Source organism: Exiguobacterium sp. s133, from assembly GCF_018618595.1.
In the GTDB taxonomy this organism is placed as follows: Bacteria; Bacillota; Bacilli; order Exiguobacteriales; family Exiguobacteriaceae; genus Exiguobacterium_A; species Exiguobacterium_A oxidotolerans.
In genome coordinates, this window is the sequence record NZ_JACSMK010000003.1 from 273,561 (window position 1) to 288,074 (window position 14,514).

Below are 14,514 nucleotides of genomic sequence, written 5' to 3' on the forward strand. Positions count from 1 at the left end.
AAAATGAAGGGATGAAGTGCAATTAAAGGAGTGTGGAACGTGTTATCTAGCGTCGTCAATACCGTCTTACTATATTTAGCCGACTTAGGTTATGTCGGAATCGCGCTTGGCTTGATGATTGAAATCATCCCGAGTGAGATCGTCTTATCCTATGGTGGGTTCATGATTTCTCAAGGGACGATCGGCTGGCCACTCGCTATCGTCGCCGCCGTCATCGGTGGATTGTTCTCGCAATTGTTTTTGTACTGGTTCGCCCGCTACGGCGGTCGTCCCCTCATCTTGAAGTACGGAAAATATGTATTGATCACGGAACACCATCTTGATCTCGCGGAACGTTGGTTCGTCAAATACGGACAAGGTGTCATTTTCGGGGCACGATTCATCCCCGTCGTCCGCCATGCGATCTCCATTCCGGCAGGTCTCGCCAAAATGGATCAAACAAAGTTCTCAATCTACACGATTCTCGCGATCATCCCGTGGTCGATTTTATTTCTCTATCTCGGTGAGACACTCGGAACGAACTGGCGCTCGATTAAAGACGTCGCCGCTCCCTATACGAACGGCATCTTAATCGCAGCGGTCGTCATGATCGTCTTGTACGTCGCCCTCAAGAAACGCCAACGTACGACGTAATCCGTTTACAGCCTGTCCTACTGCGACAGGCTTTTTTTAAAAGGAGTGATTTCTATTGGAGACATCAAAAACCGTAACCATGCATCTGGATCGTGTCACTGCCTCACATATCCGTGGAACGCATATCGCGACGGGACTGACGATTGCCGGTCATATTCTACTCGTCGAACAAATCTACGATGAAAAACGGCACCGTCCTTTCTTGCATGTCCATCGGATTCATGACCAGTGGCGCAATACGATCATCATCGCCCAGGAAGACGTTGAATTCAGTTATGTCGAATCGTTTTCCGACGGACGGATCCTGCTCGTCGCCTCGCGTTGTGATGACGATGTCGACGGATCATGGTTACCGAATGCTTTTATTTACGATCAAGTCGGTCATCTGATTGACAGTTATTGTCTAGATGACGGAATTCAAAATGTCCAAGTCGATGAGCGTGACCACATTTGGGTCAGTTATTTCGATGAAGGCGTCTTTGCTGACGCCGCGACCAATTCAGTTGGGTCGTTCGGCCTCGTCGCTTTTAACGACCAGGGGAAAGTCGTCTTTAAAAATCGCGACTATCCCATCGATGACTGTTATGCAATGAACGTCTCGTCTGCGAATGATGTCTGGTTCTTTTATTACTCCGACTACCGGATCGTTCAACTGCAAGGAGGAACGAGTCAGGCGTTCCACGCACCGAAACGGCCGTTCACAGATTTTGCTATTTATAAGGACTATCTCGTCTCGACGGATAATACGCAGACCCACGTCTTACAGCAACAAGGAAAACGGTATGTCGAGCAAGGACGTATGTCCTTCATGTCGGAGCAGGATGAACGCTTGTCCGGAACCATCAAGATGCGAAAGAATCAAATTGTGTTGACGACAGATACACGTCTTTATACAGGAAAATTAAATGATTTAAGTTTCAGAACAGTATAAAACACCTCGAATTCGAACAGTTTTTTTTGTTCGAATTCGAGGTGTTTTTCATTATTTTTTGAGTGCTCCCCGCGCGTTGAGTGCCGCAAACACAACCATCGCAAGACTGAGAACAGCCGCGACAAGCACCCCTTGCGTATAGACACTCCAGTCAATCGTCTCACGTAGCAAAACGGCCCGCATCCCTTCCATGATGTAGGTCGTCGGGTTGACCGTCGCAGCAATCTTTAACCATTCCGCCTCAATCAATTCTTTCGGGACGAATGTCGTCGATAGGAAAATCAACGGGAAGAACAACAATGTTCCGGCTTGCGCCGCCTGTGCATTGCGTGTTTTCAAGGCGACTCCGACCGAATAGCCGGCAAAGGCGAGTCCGAAGCCGAGCGCAAGGATGATCGTCAAGAAAAATCCGGCGGCTCCGGCTGGAATCGATAATCCGAGTAAAAAGCCCATGCTGAAGATTAACAACGTCTGGACGAACAACTGTAACATCCCGGCAAGCATCGGTCCAAGGACGATGGCTGTCCGCGAAACCGGCGTCAACAGCAAACGTGCGAAGTAACCGCTCTCGATATCTTTGACGAGCGCCTGCCCGGCACCCCCTGCCCCGCCGACTGCACCAGAGACGATTGAGACCGGCAAGATGAAGTTCAAGTAATCAACGCCGCCGAACTGGGGCAGACTCGAGATGCCGGATAATCCGCTCGTATAGACGAGCAGGAAAAAGACGCTGATGATTAAATTCGGGATGAATGAGAACGGATTCCGTAACGTCACGAGTAAACTGCGTTTTGTCAAAATCAAGGTTTCCCGCCACATGTCACTTGTCCTCCTTATACGCTTGACCGGTCAACTGAATGAAAACATCATCGAGTGACGGCTGTTTGACGGCAAGCGATCGTGCTGTCAGCTGATGGTCATCCAAATAGCGGACGACTTGTTTGAGCGTCTCTGTTCCATCCGACGGCAGGAGAACGGTCTCTTTTTCAATCCGTCCCGAAAATGCCGCTCGAAACGCTTCACTGGCGGATTCGTCTTCAAGGACAACTTCAATTCGTTCAGCTCCGTTCATCGCTTTCAGTTCTGCCGCTGTTCCTTCGGCGATCAACTTACCGTCATTGATGATCGCGATCCGGTCCGCCAGCTGATCCGCTTCTTCCAAGTATTGTGTCGTCAAGAAAATCGTCGTCCCGTATTCTTCATTCAAGCGCCGGACTTCCGTCCAAATCTGTAACCGGCTTGCCGGATCAAGACCCGTCGTCGGTTCATCGAGAAACAGGACGGTCGGTTGGTGAACGAGCGTCAGTGCCAAGTCGAGCCGCCGCTTCATCCCGCCGGAATACGTACCGGACCGGCGTTTGCCATCTGCTGCTAAACCAACAAGCTCCAATAATTCATGGGCTCGTTCGACTGCTTTCTCTTCGGAAAAACCAAACAATTTACCTTGCAGTACGAGCAACTCCTGCCCCGTCAAATCATTATCGATACCAGTTTCCTGCAGAGCGACGCCGATCTGGAGCCGGACGTTTTTTTGATCGCGTTCGATGTCGTATTGATTAATCGTCGCGTGACCGGACGAGACGGCAATCAACGTCGTCAGCATTTGAACCGTCGTCGACTTGCCGGCACCGTTCGGTCCAAGAAAAGCAAAAATCTCTCCTTTTTTTACGTGAAACGATATCTGGTCGACTACTTTTTTCCCGTTGTACTCCTTCGTCAACTGCTCTACTTCAATCACGGTCATCCGTCCTTTCTGCACTAAGACCATCTTTACGTTGCTTCATTACCTTTACCCCCTTTTCCTTGTTTGCACAACAACGGGCAAACCCCAAATGGATTTGCCCGTTGCTTTGATTCGTTATACCACGTCGTGTGCGACCGAAGCGACACACCACTTGTCTTTTAATTGCGCAATCCGTTGTTTTCCTTCATAGGAATTCATCCAAAGATTCATGACATCCAGGACTTCCGTTTGCCGATCTTGAATGAGATAACTTTTTTCGGCCGGAATCCATTTTTCCTTAATTTTCGGGGCACCTAACCGGACATCAAGCGATGCGTAATAAATCGCTTCGACGGTATCCGTGATCATGACATCCACTTCTCCCGTCGCGACTGCCGCCGGAATCGCCAAATTATCCGCATACATAACGATATGCGCCTGATCGAACGTCTGCCGGACAAACTGTTCATTTGTGCCGCCCGGATTCAGGCCGATTGTCACATCGGGACGATTGATTGTTTCGATTGACGTCAATACATCGAGATCGGAAGCGCGGACAAGAGGTGTCTTTTGAAACGATAGATAGCTTTTCGTGAAGTCGCCGACGATCTCCCGTTCGATGTTCTTCGTGACGCCGCCAACGACCATATGGAATTTCCCGGCACGTAAGTCACGTGTCAGCGTCCCCCATGTCGTCGGGACGAATTCGACTTCCAGTCCGGCTTTCTCGGCAAACGAGCGGATGACGTCGATATCGAACCCTTCATATTGATTCGTCTGACGGTTCAAGTACGTAAACGGTTTATAATCTCCGGTCGTTCCGACGACGATCTTTTTCGTCGTGAAGACGTTTTGTTTCCCGACACTGAACGAACCGGTGACATCTTTTAATCGTGTTGCTGCCAATAGACCAGAAAGCAACAGACTTCCTCCAAGTGCTAATCCTCTTTTATTCACTCTGCTCGCTTCCTCTCTCTGTCTGACGCTTTTTTCTGTGTAATACTCAAAACAGTATCATATTGCGTTATGTTATCCAAGATTTTTTTGATTATTTCGTCAAATCGGTTCCATTCGATGCGTTGTGCCAAGCCCTCTCGATTGCATTCCGGCTTACCGTTCTTCCATAATAAAAAAGAATCAATTAGCGAAATGGAGGAATGTAAGATGAGTAAAGTATTCATTATCGGAGCGAACGGGAAAGTAGGACGGCACGTCGCCAAACAATTGAGTGACTCAACTCATGAAGTCCGCGTCGGTCTGCGGTCACCTGACCAGTTTTCAGACTTTGAAGCACTCGGACTGACTCCTGTCCTGCTTGATCTCGAGCAGAACATGGCATCGATCCAGGACGCACTCGGAGATAGCGACGTCGTCATCTTCACAGCGGGATCCGGCGGACACACCGGTGCCGATAAGACGATGTTGATTGACTTAGACGGTGCCGCTAAATCAATTGCGGCAGCCGAGCAACAAAACGCAAAACAATTCATCATGGTCAGTGCCTTGAACGCCGATTCGCCGGAGACTTGGTCTGACAGCATGAAACCGTATTATGTCGCAAAACACTATGCCGACCGGTTGTTACGTGACAGCAAACTCAACTATACGATTTTGCGTCCCGGCGGTTTATCGGACGATGCCGGAACAGGTGCCGTCACGACTGATCCGTCTGATGCGGATACAAAATCAATTGCCCGCGAAGATGTCGCAGCCGTCATCGTTGCTTCAATCGGACAAGAAACGGCATCCCGTCAAACGATCACACTCCTCGAAGGCGAAACACCAATCGCTGACGTATTTGCATAAAACGAAAAGCGAGCGACCCCGATTCCGGAGGTCGCTCGTTTTTTCATGACGCTTGTTTCACTTCAACGATGTGTGCTTGTTCGCGACGGATTGCCGTTACGATCAACGTAATGCCTAACGTCACAATTAAAATGATTACCAGGTTAAAGGCATACTTCGAGATATCTCCATCAAAGTAAATTAATCGTGTCAGTCCTGCGACTGCATTCGGGACGGGAAGAAACTGACCGAGCGACTGATAGAACGGTGCGAGCATCGATGGTGGCACGATATTTCCTGCCGTCATCAACTGGAACGGAATCAACGCGACGTTGACGAGCGGTGCGATTGGTCCGAATATCGCAAAGTTCATTTGCGTGACACTGATACAGGCTGCTGTTAATAAGACTTGGAATCCCCAGACTTTTAAAAAGGATGCTGCACTATCCGAGAACAAGAAGGCAATCGTCACCATGACGAGTGGAACGACGACAAGAACGATGCCATGCAACAATTGTTTACTCCAAAAGAGCGACCACTTTTGATGTTGCTTCTGAAGAATTTGTGTCACGAGATTAAACTGAATTCCCATCGTCATGACAGCGATGTAAATGACGAAGCCAAGGATGATCGGTAACATCGACGTCGAGAATTCTGACACGTGATGTTCGATGATGATATCGGATGTGAACGGGACGTCTCCATTCAGTTGATTGACGATTTGTCCCGCTCCCTGTTTCAAGATTCCATTAGCGAACTCTGCATTGGCCTGATTGACATGGAACGTCAAGCGCTGTTCATTCGTCAAATCCGCGACGAGGACCATTTCGACATCACCCTGGTCGAGTTGCTTCAGTCCGGTTTCTGTTGAATTGACTTGCGAGACGGTAAATGGACTTTCAGCTTTGAACTGTTGATAGAAATCTGCCGAGCCTTGATCCGCCACGACCGCGACGCGTAATTGATCCAGTCGTTCCGTCGCACCCTGGTACCCTGTCATCCAGACGACGAGGAAGAGAACCGGTACGACGAGGGCGAACATCAGCCCGACTTTTGTTTGTGTGATTGCAAATACGTCTTTCATTGTCTTCATTTTTTGTATCCCCTTTTTATATGCATCGCTTATAATAGCATGTGCAACTATTTAATCAAAAAAGAAAACCACTCACGTCACATTTTTGTGAATGGTTTCAAGCGTCCGAATGAACTGTTCAATCTCCGCTTTCGTCAGCCCTTGAAACGCTTGCTCTTGCAACGCATCAAGCGTCGGTTCAAGCAATTCAAGCACGTGGACACCCTCTTTTGTTGTCAAAAGAATGAACGCACGGCGATCTCTCGGATCAGACGTTCGCATGACGAACCCTTTTTTGACAAGCTTATCAAGAATCTTCCCAACTGTCGTTTGATCCCGTTCCGTCACGAGCGCTAACTGTTTTTGGGAAACACCTTCTTGCTTATGCAATTCACTTAAGACAGAGAGTTGTTCCGGTGTCAGACCGTGCACGTCCATCCGCTTCGTCGCCGCCCGTTTAAATGAATGATAGCTGCGCGACAGCTGCATGCCAAGCGACCAATCGACTTCCTTCACATGCTTCCCCTTCTTCCCGATAAATAGTTGCACTACTTATTATTTCGACTTACTCACTATACCGGTCAGGAAGAGGAGTTGTCAATGAAATTAAAATTAAACAATCATTCCGGTTTGTCTGCAGTTTTTGCTTTATCATTGTATGTTGAATTTCGATTTTTCAACCGTTCCATTGCAGTTAACACTTTTTCTAAGTCCGAAAGATCGTGTGGTGTATTTGGCGTCGTCAAAATGTGAGCAACTCTCCGATAAGCTAATTTTTTACCATATCCCATCAAAACATAAATGGCCCGTTTAAAATCCCCGTTTTCTTCCCAGTCGACATCACCATAAATTATCCGATAGTACGCATCTCGACTATGTTGAGGTGCATCGATGTCAATATAATCGATAGGTTCTTGATGAATAGCCATGCTCTCACTTCCTTTTCATTAACGTGTCTCACTTGATTTTTTACGACGTAAACGATTTTATCGATTCGATATGCGCGTCTTTAATCATTTGATCGACTTGCGACCGTTGCTTGAGCTCCTCGTAAACGTTATCGACTTGTGCTCGTGTCAAACGATTAACCGTCGCCAGTTTATTGATGGTCCGGCGTAACTCATTCCGCTTGATGACATGGACATGGCTCGAATCGACCGTGATTTTCTTCAGTTCGCACCGTTCACTGAAGACGATCAGTGATTTAAAAACATCTGCCTCAACCATTTCAGACAAAAACTTTTGAAGACTCTTCAAGTGCTGTTCATTTTGTTTGATCGGGTTGTAGAATTTTTGCTTGAACCGATTCTTGAACATCTGTGTCCACTGGCGGTCCGCTTCTTTCCCGAAAATCCAGCCGCTGTAGTTTTTCGATTCGAGGACGTAAATCCCGCTCTCATGAATGAACGTGACGTCGATTTCCGTCAGGCCTTTCCCCCGTGCTTTTGGTACATATGTATTGATGACAAACTTTCCGTATCCGTCGATCTTTTCTAGTTGGCGTGTCGTCAAATACTCGCCCCACAGCCCTTTGTCACGGACCGCTTTGAGGAATCGTTCTTGTGTTACTTGCTTATATGTACTTCGTTCAAATGAGCGGCGCCGTAAGTAATACAGACTTGAGAGCGTCACGACGAAACCACCGAACATGACACCACCTATGAGGACTAACAACGGAATTAACGATACAATGATTTTTTCCACTTTTTTCATTCCTTTCACCTAAAAAACCTTTATTTACCACTTATTAAGAATAAACGTATTCTCATGACTTTTCCACTATTTGTTACATGGTACAATCTATGCTACGGTGAACAAAAGGAGGTGGATGCATTGATGGATGCTTTATTCACATGGTTGCCCGTCTTGTTTCTTGCCATCATCTGGCAATCGATTTCACAACAACTAGCCAAGCAGCGGATCCAGCAACAGCAATTAACGAAGGAAATTAAACGTATTCAAATTCACCTTGGAATGCCGGGAGTAGATGCGGATGAGGTTAAACTCCAACATCAAGTTAAACACCTTCTTCAAGAGGATCAGATGGTGGAAGCTGTTAAACTAGTCCGAAATCAACTTGGTTATTCATTACTCGAAGCTAAGCAGTATGTCGATTCTCTTCATTTTGATTCATCAAACTAAAAAGACAGGCAAACCTTCCCTAAGTGAGTGGAAAGTTTGCCTGTTTAATTCGGTGGATAAATTATTTGCTTTCCTTCAATTATTGTCATAATTTAAAACATCATTATGAATTATATCCAAATGATAACGTGCTGACGATGAAACCAATCGTCGCAAAGATGAAAAACGTACAACACATCGTCAACAAGACCAACAACGGTTTTGGCAGCTGAACTTTCACTTTCCAAATTGCCACGAGGAGCATGGCGTTCAGGAGTAGGAATCCGAATAAAAATGCAAACAGACCGAGCCGTTCCTTCATCATGAAGATTAAATCCATGTCATTCTTCCCTTCTTCGATCTGTCAGTCAAACACATCTGTGATTATTTTCTCGATTTATTAATCATTACAAAAATATCCAAAAAAGATAATCAGATTATTGATTCACTTTTTTTAACTGTGCATTTTGAATCTTATAGACTTCGTCACATAACAAATCGATGTCCTGTTGATGATGGCTCGTCAGGAAAATCGTCCGTCCTTCTTCTTTATACTGCACGAGCAGTGTTCGAATCCGCTCGACACTTTCTGCATCGAGTGCATTAAACGGCTCATCGAGTAACAAGACTTGTTGATTTTCCATGATGGCTTGCGCGATTCCAAGTTTTTGCTTCATTCCGAGCGAATAATGTTTGACCTTTTGGGTCAAATTCGGTGCCAGTCCGACTTGTTCCATCGCCCGGCGAATCGTCACATCATCGACTTTATTTTGAATCCGGGCGAGTTCCTTTAAATTCCTGAATCCATCCAGTTGACCGATATAGCCCGGTCGTTCAATTAAGATGCCGAAGTCTTTCGGAAAGCGGTGTTTCCCCGTCAAGATTTGTCCATCGACTTCAATCGTGCCCGCGTCCGGAAAGACAAACCCGCATAACATCTTAAATAACACGGACTTACCGGACCCGTTGACACCCGTTATCCCGTAAATCTTTCCTAGTTCGAACGAGGCGTTCAGGTCGTGAAATAATTCATGTCCTTTATATTGTTTGCTGACGTTTGTTAATGTAATCATCATATTTCCCCCTTAATGATTTGTCCGGACGTGTTTTTTGAACACGAACTGGATGACGATATAAACGAAGAGGCTTGCTCCAACTAGTTGGATGCTGATCGTGTAAGCGGAATTGTCGAGCAATTGAACTGTTCCGTTTCGTCCAATCGGAATCCAGTCGTTTTGAACGAGTGGTAACAGTGCGACCATCCCTCCTCCGATCCAGTAAATCCCTTGAACGGCTTCGCGCGTCCAGTACAAGACCAAAAACAGAATCAATCCGTACACGATGAGTTGGAGTGTCCCGTTGATGATCGTCTGGTAAAGAATCGTCGCGAGATCAACTGACAAACCGTTCACCTTTGTCGTCCACTCGACGCCCCGTAAAAATGCAAAAAGTGTCGCTAAACTGACGAGACCGATGACTGTCCCCGTTGCCGTCACAAGAAGCCAAGCCACTTGTTTGGAAAACCATCGATTCAATGACCGATGCCGGATGATATGATAGAGTCCTTGATCGATGACATCTCGCTCAAAACGCTGCGTCAATAGGTATGTGTAACCAAAAAATAAGACGGCATGGTTCAAATATGCCTGCAGTGAGAAACTGTCGGAACGGACACCGCTGAACACCGTCAGCAGGTAATCACCATACGTTTGTCCTGTTGGCTGAACGAGAAAAATCAACAGGCAACATGCGATGTACATACTACTTGCAGTAAACTGCCGCGGGAATTGTAACGGACGATCAAGCAGCAGCAAAACGACCGTCAGGAGAACAATCAATCCTAACCAATCTTGGAATGCCTGATGCGCAATCATTGCCGGTAGCGACAACAACAAAAACAAATTGGCAGAAATACCTGACTGAAACGCCATAGTGGTCCAGACAAAGCCAATCACACCCGCCAGATACAGGACTTGAGTTCGTTTCGACAGCACATAGACTAGACCGAGCAGCAAATGAATCAGCAGACCGCCGACAAATAAAAAGCCGAGTTGTAAAAAATGAGCGAGTAGTGGCGACATGTTAAGAAACACCGAGTCTTTCGGGATGTAAAACACTTGTCCTGCCCGTGCGGCAAGACTCCAATTCGTTTCAGACGGTGCCTGAAGTGCGAACAGATATCCGACAATTACATACAACAACAGTCCGGTCGCCCACGATTTGCCGAACCGTTTAGTGCTCTCGAATATGGCGGTCCGCGTATTTCGGAAGCGAATCAAACGGAAGTCCCTTAAATCCGTTCGTACCCGAACAACTGACAATACGATTACGAGCAATAAGATGTCGTACATCAATAAGTATGTATTCATCGTCACCGCCGTCAGCAAATCCCATTGATTAAACACGATCCCTTTATCAAGTGCCTCCCGTTGATCCTGATACATCCAGAAACAGGAGAAGAATGTTACTTGAAGCCAACAAACCGCGTAAGTAATCCGACTCACAGTTCCCACTCCGTTCGCTTCATCCCCGTGATCATCAGACCGAGCAACATCAACCCGAGAACACTAAACGGAACAAAAATTGTCCACAGCGGCATCGCGGTAATGTTAAATGGAAAAATCGTACTGATTGGTGAAAACCGGGCAACGCTGAGTAACCCTGTCGCAAAGTTCAACAGATGATAAAACAAAAACGGAATGCCGATCGCCATAAACAAATTTCCGAACAGAATCAATACCAAATAAGCAATCGTCGCATATACTACTGCGTTCAGTCCGACCCATCCCGCGTATGCAAGCATATAGATGCCATCGGTCGTGAAGACTTGCGTGAACGTCGTCAACGATTCGATATCCTGCTCATACGTCATCCAATGTAACAGAGGCTCGACGTAACGTAGAAACACCATCCAGCCGAGAATCGTCACAAAAAAGACGGTAAACGTGATTAAGGCGTTGACGACTCCTTTGGCAATGAGATAGTCCCTTAGCGAAACACGGGTCCGAGCGTACCGGATGAACTGATGGTCGATTTCACGGGCGACCGTCGGCAAGTACAGCACACAACAGAGTAACGGAAACGTAATTGCGACTATCGTTCCGGCTGATTCTTCAAACACGCCGTGCCACGACTCGAACATGTATCCGGCCCGGACTTGGTTAAACTGCAATAGGATTATCAGCGGAAGCAGCAATGCCATAAACAGCGTCCGCCGCGTCCCACTTCGTTTTAGTTCTGTCCAAATGATGTGTTGCAACTGCGTCCCCTCCTTCGATTATAGTCGTTTTTTCGTTACGTAATACAACAAGATGCTGAGCGCTGGAATCACGACCGACAAGACGGTCGTCATTCGTGACAACCGGTCCGTCCGGTGCCGCTGAATGATAATCCAGATTGCAAACAAGACATGTGCCGCTGATAACCCAATTAATGCAAGCGCCAGTCCGATGACGACCGTGTCAATTACATCAAGTTCCACCTGCCAGCCCTCGTCCGGTGCTGCTGTCATTTTTGTCGTGAGAAACGGTGCCAACAAGGGTGGGAAGTATTGTTGATAACTTTGTTCTAGCGTAATACGCGTTTCAGACAGACTGGAGATACGAGCGCTTGTCACCATCTTGTTTTGTTGCACGATGTTCTTGAGTGTTGCTGTATCCGCGGTTCGCCATTCGTCCTCTAATTGATACAGAATGTTTTGCTGATTCATATCCGTCATGCTTCGCACGACAAACCCACTAATCCCGCACATCAGACTCAACACCAACATGATCATCCCGGCACGCAAAATCCGTTTTGCGAATAGCTTTTGCACCAGTTGCAATTCTTGAATCAACGCCTGCGACTGTTCTTCGCCACCAAAGCGCTCGATCGCTATCTTCATCGCTAATTGTTGCGCATACCCATCTGATATCAACTCAGAAACGGTTTCTTCCAGATGTTGCCGCGTTTCGTCTTTTAGCTCCTTCGTTTCCGGCAACTCCGGATCAGCTGTACGATAAAGCCGATCGACATACTCATTTATCATCGTTGTCCCCCCCTAAAAATTGATCCATCAATCGTTTGACGACTTGCCATTCCTGCCGTTTCGTCCGTAGTAACGCTTGCCCTTCGTCCGTCAGGTGGTAATACTTACGGCGTGCCCCACCGGCCGCTTCGTCACTCCAGTACGAGATGACGGCTGTTTTCTTTTCCAGTCGCTTCAGTGAAAGATAAAGTGTTCCTTCTTTTAATTCGAATGCATCGGCGCTTTTTTCACGAACTTCTTTTGCAATTTCATAGCCGTAACGGTCCTTGTCGACTAATAACGCTAAAATCAAGGTGTCGATATGCCCTTTTAACAGCTCTTTATCAATTTCCATCTTCTCCCACCACCTCTTATATACAATGTAAAACAATGTACTCTATAATGCAAGGTACTATTTAAAAACGAAGCATGATACCCTAAATGCTTTGCTTCTCGTGACTCCTACGGGAAGTTTCTTGCGCTATCAGAGGCTGGCGAGACCCTGCTCATTGTCCATTAGGATCAAGGAGCAACGGCTTGCGCCTCGCCCGAGGAAAGCACGGGAAGAAAAAAGCATTTGCCCAGCAACGCTTTATCAAAAAAAAAACACCGTCTCCGCCAAAACGGAAACGATGTGTTAAACAGGTTTTAGTCACGCGCGGCTAAACGATACAATAAATCGAGTAACTCGATGTACAGCCAGATGATCGTCACGATCAAACCGAACGCGGCGACCCATTCCATCGACTTCGGTGCCCGTGCCTCGACTTGACGCGAGATGAAGTCGAAGTCCATCACGAGTGACAGCGAGGCGACGATGACGATGACAAACTGAATCCCGATCGCGAGCGGCGAGCTGCCTGTCATAAACGGGAGGTCGACACCGAACAAGGCGAGCAGGAAATTGACACCGTACAAGACGAGAATCGAGAGGATCGCTGCCGTGACAGCGGAACGGAACCGTTGTGTCACTTTAATCATCCCGGTCGTATAGACGAACCACATCGCGAACGAGACGACGAACGTCGCGACGACGGCTTTTCCGACGATGCCTGGGTACATGCTTTCGAACATTAAGGAAATCGCACCGACTGCGACCCCTTCGACCAGCGCATAGACCGGTGAAAGAACAGGTGCCGTAGCCGGTTTAAAGGTGATGACGAGAGCAAGGATCAGTCCGAGGACGATCCCGCCAATCAAGGCCGGGAATAAAAATTGCGGATTCGCGGCTAAAAAGAACCATGTTCCTCCGGCTGCTGCCGTGACGAGGGCGAGCATTAAGAAAATCTTACTCATCGTCCCTGTTTTCGTCATCGGTCGTTCCCCAGCCCGTGCCGTCTCAAAACCGCGGCGCAGCGCTGGGTTAACTTTAAATCGTGATGCCATCTTGCGTTCACTCCTTTTAATTTCTCTGTGTCTTATTACGAATCGTTCCCGAAAAAGTTTCAGCTTAACCAGCTATTTAAAGCACTCAGCTGGAACATGACGACGGGAATCGATTCTTTGGCAGAGACGAGGTGCGACGTCGCACGACCGATTTTTCCGCTCGTCACGAACGGTTCGTCCGTGAACCCTTCACCAATTGGACCGAATGGGTCGCTATCAATCAAGCGGTGCCAGTAGTGAACGAACTCTTCGTCATCGCCTCGCTTGATTTTACACCCGCTCTCGATGTCCGGACGCTCAATCCCATACTCGGCATAATGCCAGACCGTCGTCGCATCCCACGGTGAGCCGATATGCAGAATGTGACCGTCCGCCTCGATGAACCGTTCAATCGGTGATCCGGGACCGAATCCGTTCTCGAGCGTATGGTCAGCAACGAACTCTGCTGCTCCTTTGCCCCAGGCTGCGACCGACCACATCGGGTGGTCGCTGCGCTCGACATCCGGAAATGTCCGGAACAATTCCGGCACTTTGCCGACGCTCCGCGTCGGCGTCTTCCGTTTATCATACGCCGGCATTTCTTGACGGACCGTCTCCCACCATTCCTCCGGTACGGCAGGACGACTCCAGTTTTTCGGGTCCGAGTTATCGGTACTTTGTGTCGCCATCATGATCAAGCCCGTCTCGGTGACGACTTCCTGGACAGCTTCGATGACCGCTTGCGCCCCGCCCGGAACCCAGCCGATCTGTTTCATCGCACTGTGCACGAACACTTTCATCCCTGGTTCGACCCCGAGCTGTTTCAGGTCGCGGATTAAATCCGACTTCGTTACCATTTGATTGACTTCCATCCGTCT

General features: G+C 47.7%; 19 protein-coding genes. 4 read left to right on the forward strand and 15 right to left on the reverse strand.

The genetic code is table 11. The features are described from left to right. Nucleotides 1-39 precede the first annotated feature (39 nt). Nucleotides 40-633, forward strand: a complete 594-nt coding sequence (uptA, locus tag KNP96_RS06310) for an undecaprenyl phosphate transporter UptA (protein WP_088836862.1) — start codon at nt 40-42, stop codon at nt 631-633. A 55-nt stretch (nt 634-688) separates the two neighbouring features. Beyond that, entirely contained in the window at nt 689-1,564 is an 876-nt protein-coding gene (locus KNP96_RS06315) for a hypothetical protein (RefSeq protein ID WP_214769603.1), read from the forward strand. 51 nt (nt 1,565-1,615) lie between these two features. On the opposite strand, the gene KNP96_RS06320 is transcribed toward KNP96_RS06315, so the two are convergent. The 3 genes from KNP96_RS06320 to KNP96_RS06330 all read right to left on the reverse strand — a co-directional run bounded on the left by KNP96_RS06320 (nt 1,616) and on the right by KNP96_RS06330 (nt 4,244). Further along, a complete protein-coding gene (locus KNP96_RS06320; RefSeq protein ID WP_214769606.1) occupies nt 1,616-2,383 on the reverse strand; it encodes an ABC transporter permease in 768 nt (255 codons plus the stop codon). Between the two features lies 1 nt (nt 2,384). Continuing rightward, nucleotides 2,385-3,332, reverse strand: coding sequence for an ATP-binding cassette domain-containing protein (locus KNP96_RS06325; RefSeq protein WP_251135739.1), 948 nt, complete (start codon nt 3,330-3,332; stop codon nt 2,385-2,387). A gap of 90 nt (nt 3,333-3,422) precedes the next feature. Further along, the gene (locus KNP96_RS06330; RefSeq protein ID WP_214769609.1) at nt 3,423-4,244 is read right to left on the reverse strand and encodes a transporter substrate-binding domain-containing protein; all 822 of its coding nucleotides are present in this window, start codon (nt 4,242-4,244) and stop codon (nt 3,423-3,425) included. 207 nt (nt 4,245-4,451) lie between these two features. Between KNP96_RS06330 and KNP96_RS06335 the strand changes: the two genes are divergently transcribed. Next, nucleotides 4,452-5,093, forward strand: coding sequence for an SDR family oxidoreductase (locus tag KNP96_RS06335; RefSeq protein WP_214769612.1), 642 nt, complete (start codon nt 4,452-4,454; stop codon nt 5,091-5,093). Between the two features lie 43 nt (nt 5,094-5,136). Here KNP96_RS06335 and KNP96_RS06340 read toward each other — a convergent pair whose 3' ends face one another. From KNP96_RS06340 to KNP96_RS06355, 4 genes are all read right to left on the reverse strand, one after another. Then, the gene (locus KNP96_RS06340) at nt 5,137-6,165 is read right to left on the reverse strand and encodes an ABC transporter permease (protein ID WP_214769615.1); all 1,029 of its coding nucleotides are present in this window, start codon (nt 6,163-6,165) and stop codon (nt 5,137-5,139) included. A gap of 72 nt (nt 6,166-6,237) precedes the next feature. Further along, entirely contained in the window at nt 6,238-6,660 is a 423-nt protein-coding gene (locus tag KNP96_RS06345; protein ID WP_088836853.1) for a MarR family winged helix-turn-helix transcriptional regulator, read from the reverse strand. A gap of 104 nt (nt 6,661-6,764) precedes the next feature. Continuing rightward, nucleotides 6,765-7,073, reverse strand: a complete 309-nt coding sequence (locus tag KNP96_RS06350) for a hypothetical protein (RefSeq protein ID WP_214767559.1) — start codon at nt 7,071-7,073, stop codon at nt 6,765-6,767. A 40-nt stretch (nt 7,074-7,113) separates the two neighbouring features. Further along, nucleotides 7,114-7,848 carry a nuclease-related domain-containing protein gene (locus tag KNP96_RS06355; RefSeq protein ID WP_214767556.1) on the reverse strand — a complete coding sequence of 245 codons (735 nt, stop codon included), beginning with the start codon at nt 7,846-7,848 and terminating at the stop codon, nt 7,114-7,116. 132 nt (nt 7,849-7,980) lie between these two features. Between KNP96_RS06355 and KNP96_RS06360 the strand changes: the two genes are divergently transcribed. Further along, entirely contained in the window at nt 7,981-8,286 is a 306-nt protein-coding gene (locus tag KNP96_RS06360; protein ID WP_088836850.1) for a hypothetical protein, read from the forward strand. A 103-nt stretch (nt 8,287-8,389) separates the two neighbouring features. On the opposite strand, the gene KNP96_RS06365 is transcribed toward KNP96_RS06360, so the two are convergent. From KNP96_RS06365 to KNP96_RS06400, 8 genes are all read right to left on the reverse strand, one after another. Beyond that, entirely contained in the window at nt 8,390-8,605 is a 216-nt protein-coding gene (locus KNP96_RS06365; RefSeq protein ID WP_214769617.1) for a hypothetical protein, read from the reverse strand. 97 nt (nt 8,606-8,702) lie between these two features. Next, on the reverse strand, nt 8,703-9,338 hold the full coding sequence (locus KNP96_RS06370; RefSeq protein WP_251135740.1) for an ABC transporter ATP-binding protein: 636 nt from the start codon (nt 9,336-9,338) through the stop codon (nt 8,703-8,705). A 12-nt stretch (nt 9,339-9,350) separates the two neighbouring features. After that, a complete protein-coding gene (locus KNP96_RS06375; RefSeq protein WP_214769621.1) occupies nt 9,351-10,769 on the reverse strand; it encodes a hypothetical protein in 1,419 nt (472 codons plus the stop codon). Continuing rightward, the gene (locus tag KNP96_RS06380) at nt 10,766-11,524 is read right to left on the reverse strand and encodes an ABC transporter permease (RefSeq protein WP_214769622.1); all 759 of its coding nucleotides are present in this window, start codon (nt 11,522-11,524) and stop codon (nt 10,766-10,768) included. The genes KNP96_RS06375 and KNP96_RS06380 overlap by 4 nt, the downstream gene beginning before the upstream one ends. Before the next feature lie 18 nt (nt 11,525-11,542). Then, nucleotides 11,543-12,292 (reverse strand): permease prefix domain 1-containing protein, encoded by a 750-nt coding sequence (locus KNP96_RS06385; RefSeq protein WP_214769625.1) that lies wholly within the window; start codon nt 12,290-12,292, stop codon nt 11,543-11,545. Beyond that, nucleotides 12,282-12,626 carry a PadR family transcriptional regulator gene (locus tag KNP96_RS06390; protein WP_214769628.1) on the reverse strand — a complete coding sequence of 115 codons (345 nt, stop codon included), beginning with the start codon at nt 12,624-12,626 and terminating at the stop codon, nt 12,282-12,284. The genes KNP96_RS06385 and KNP96_RS06390 overlap by 11 nt, the downstream gene beginning before the upstream one ends. A 293-nt stretch (nt 12,627-12,919) precedes the next feature. Beyond that, nucleotides 12,920-13,657, reverse strand: coding sequence for a Bax inhibitor-1/YccA family protein (locus KNP96_RS06395; RefSeq protein WP_214769629.1), 738 nt, complete (start codon nt 13,655-13,657; stop codon nt 12,920-12,922). A gap of 59 nt (nt 13,658-13,716) precedes the next feature. Then, complete coding sequence (locus tag KNP96_RS06400) at nt 13,717-14,508, reverse strand: AAC(3) family N-acetyltransferase (protein ID WP_214769631.1); 792 nt, start codon at nt 14,506-14,508, stop codon at nt 13,717-13,719. Nucleotides 14,509-14,514 lie beyond the last annotated feature (6 nt).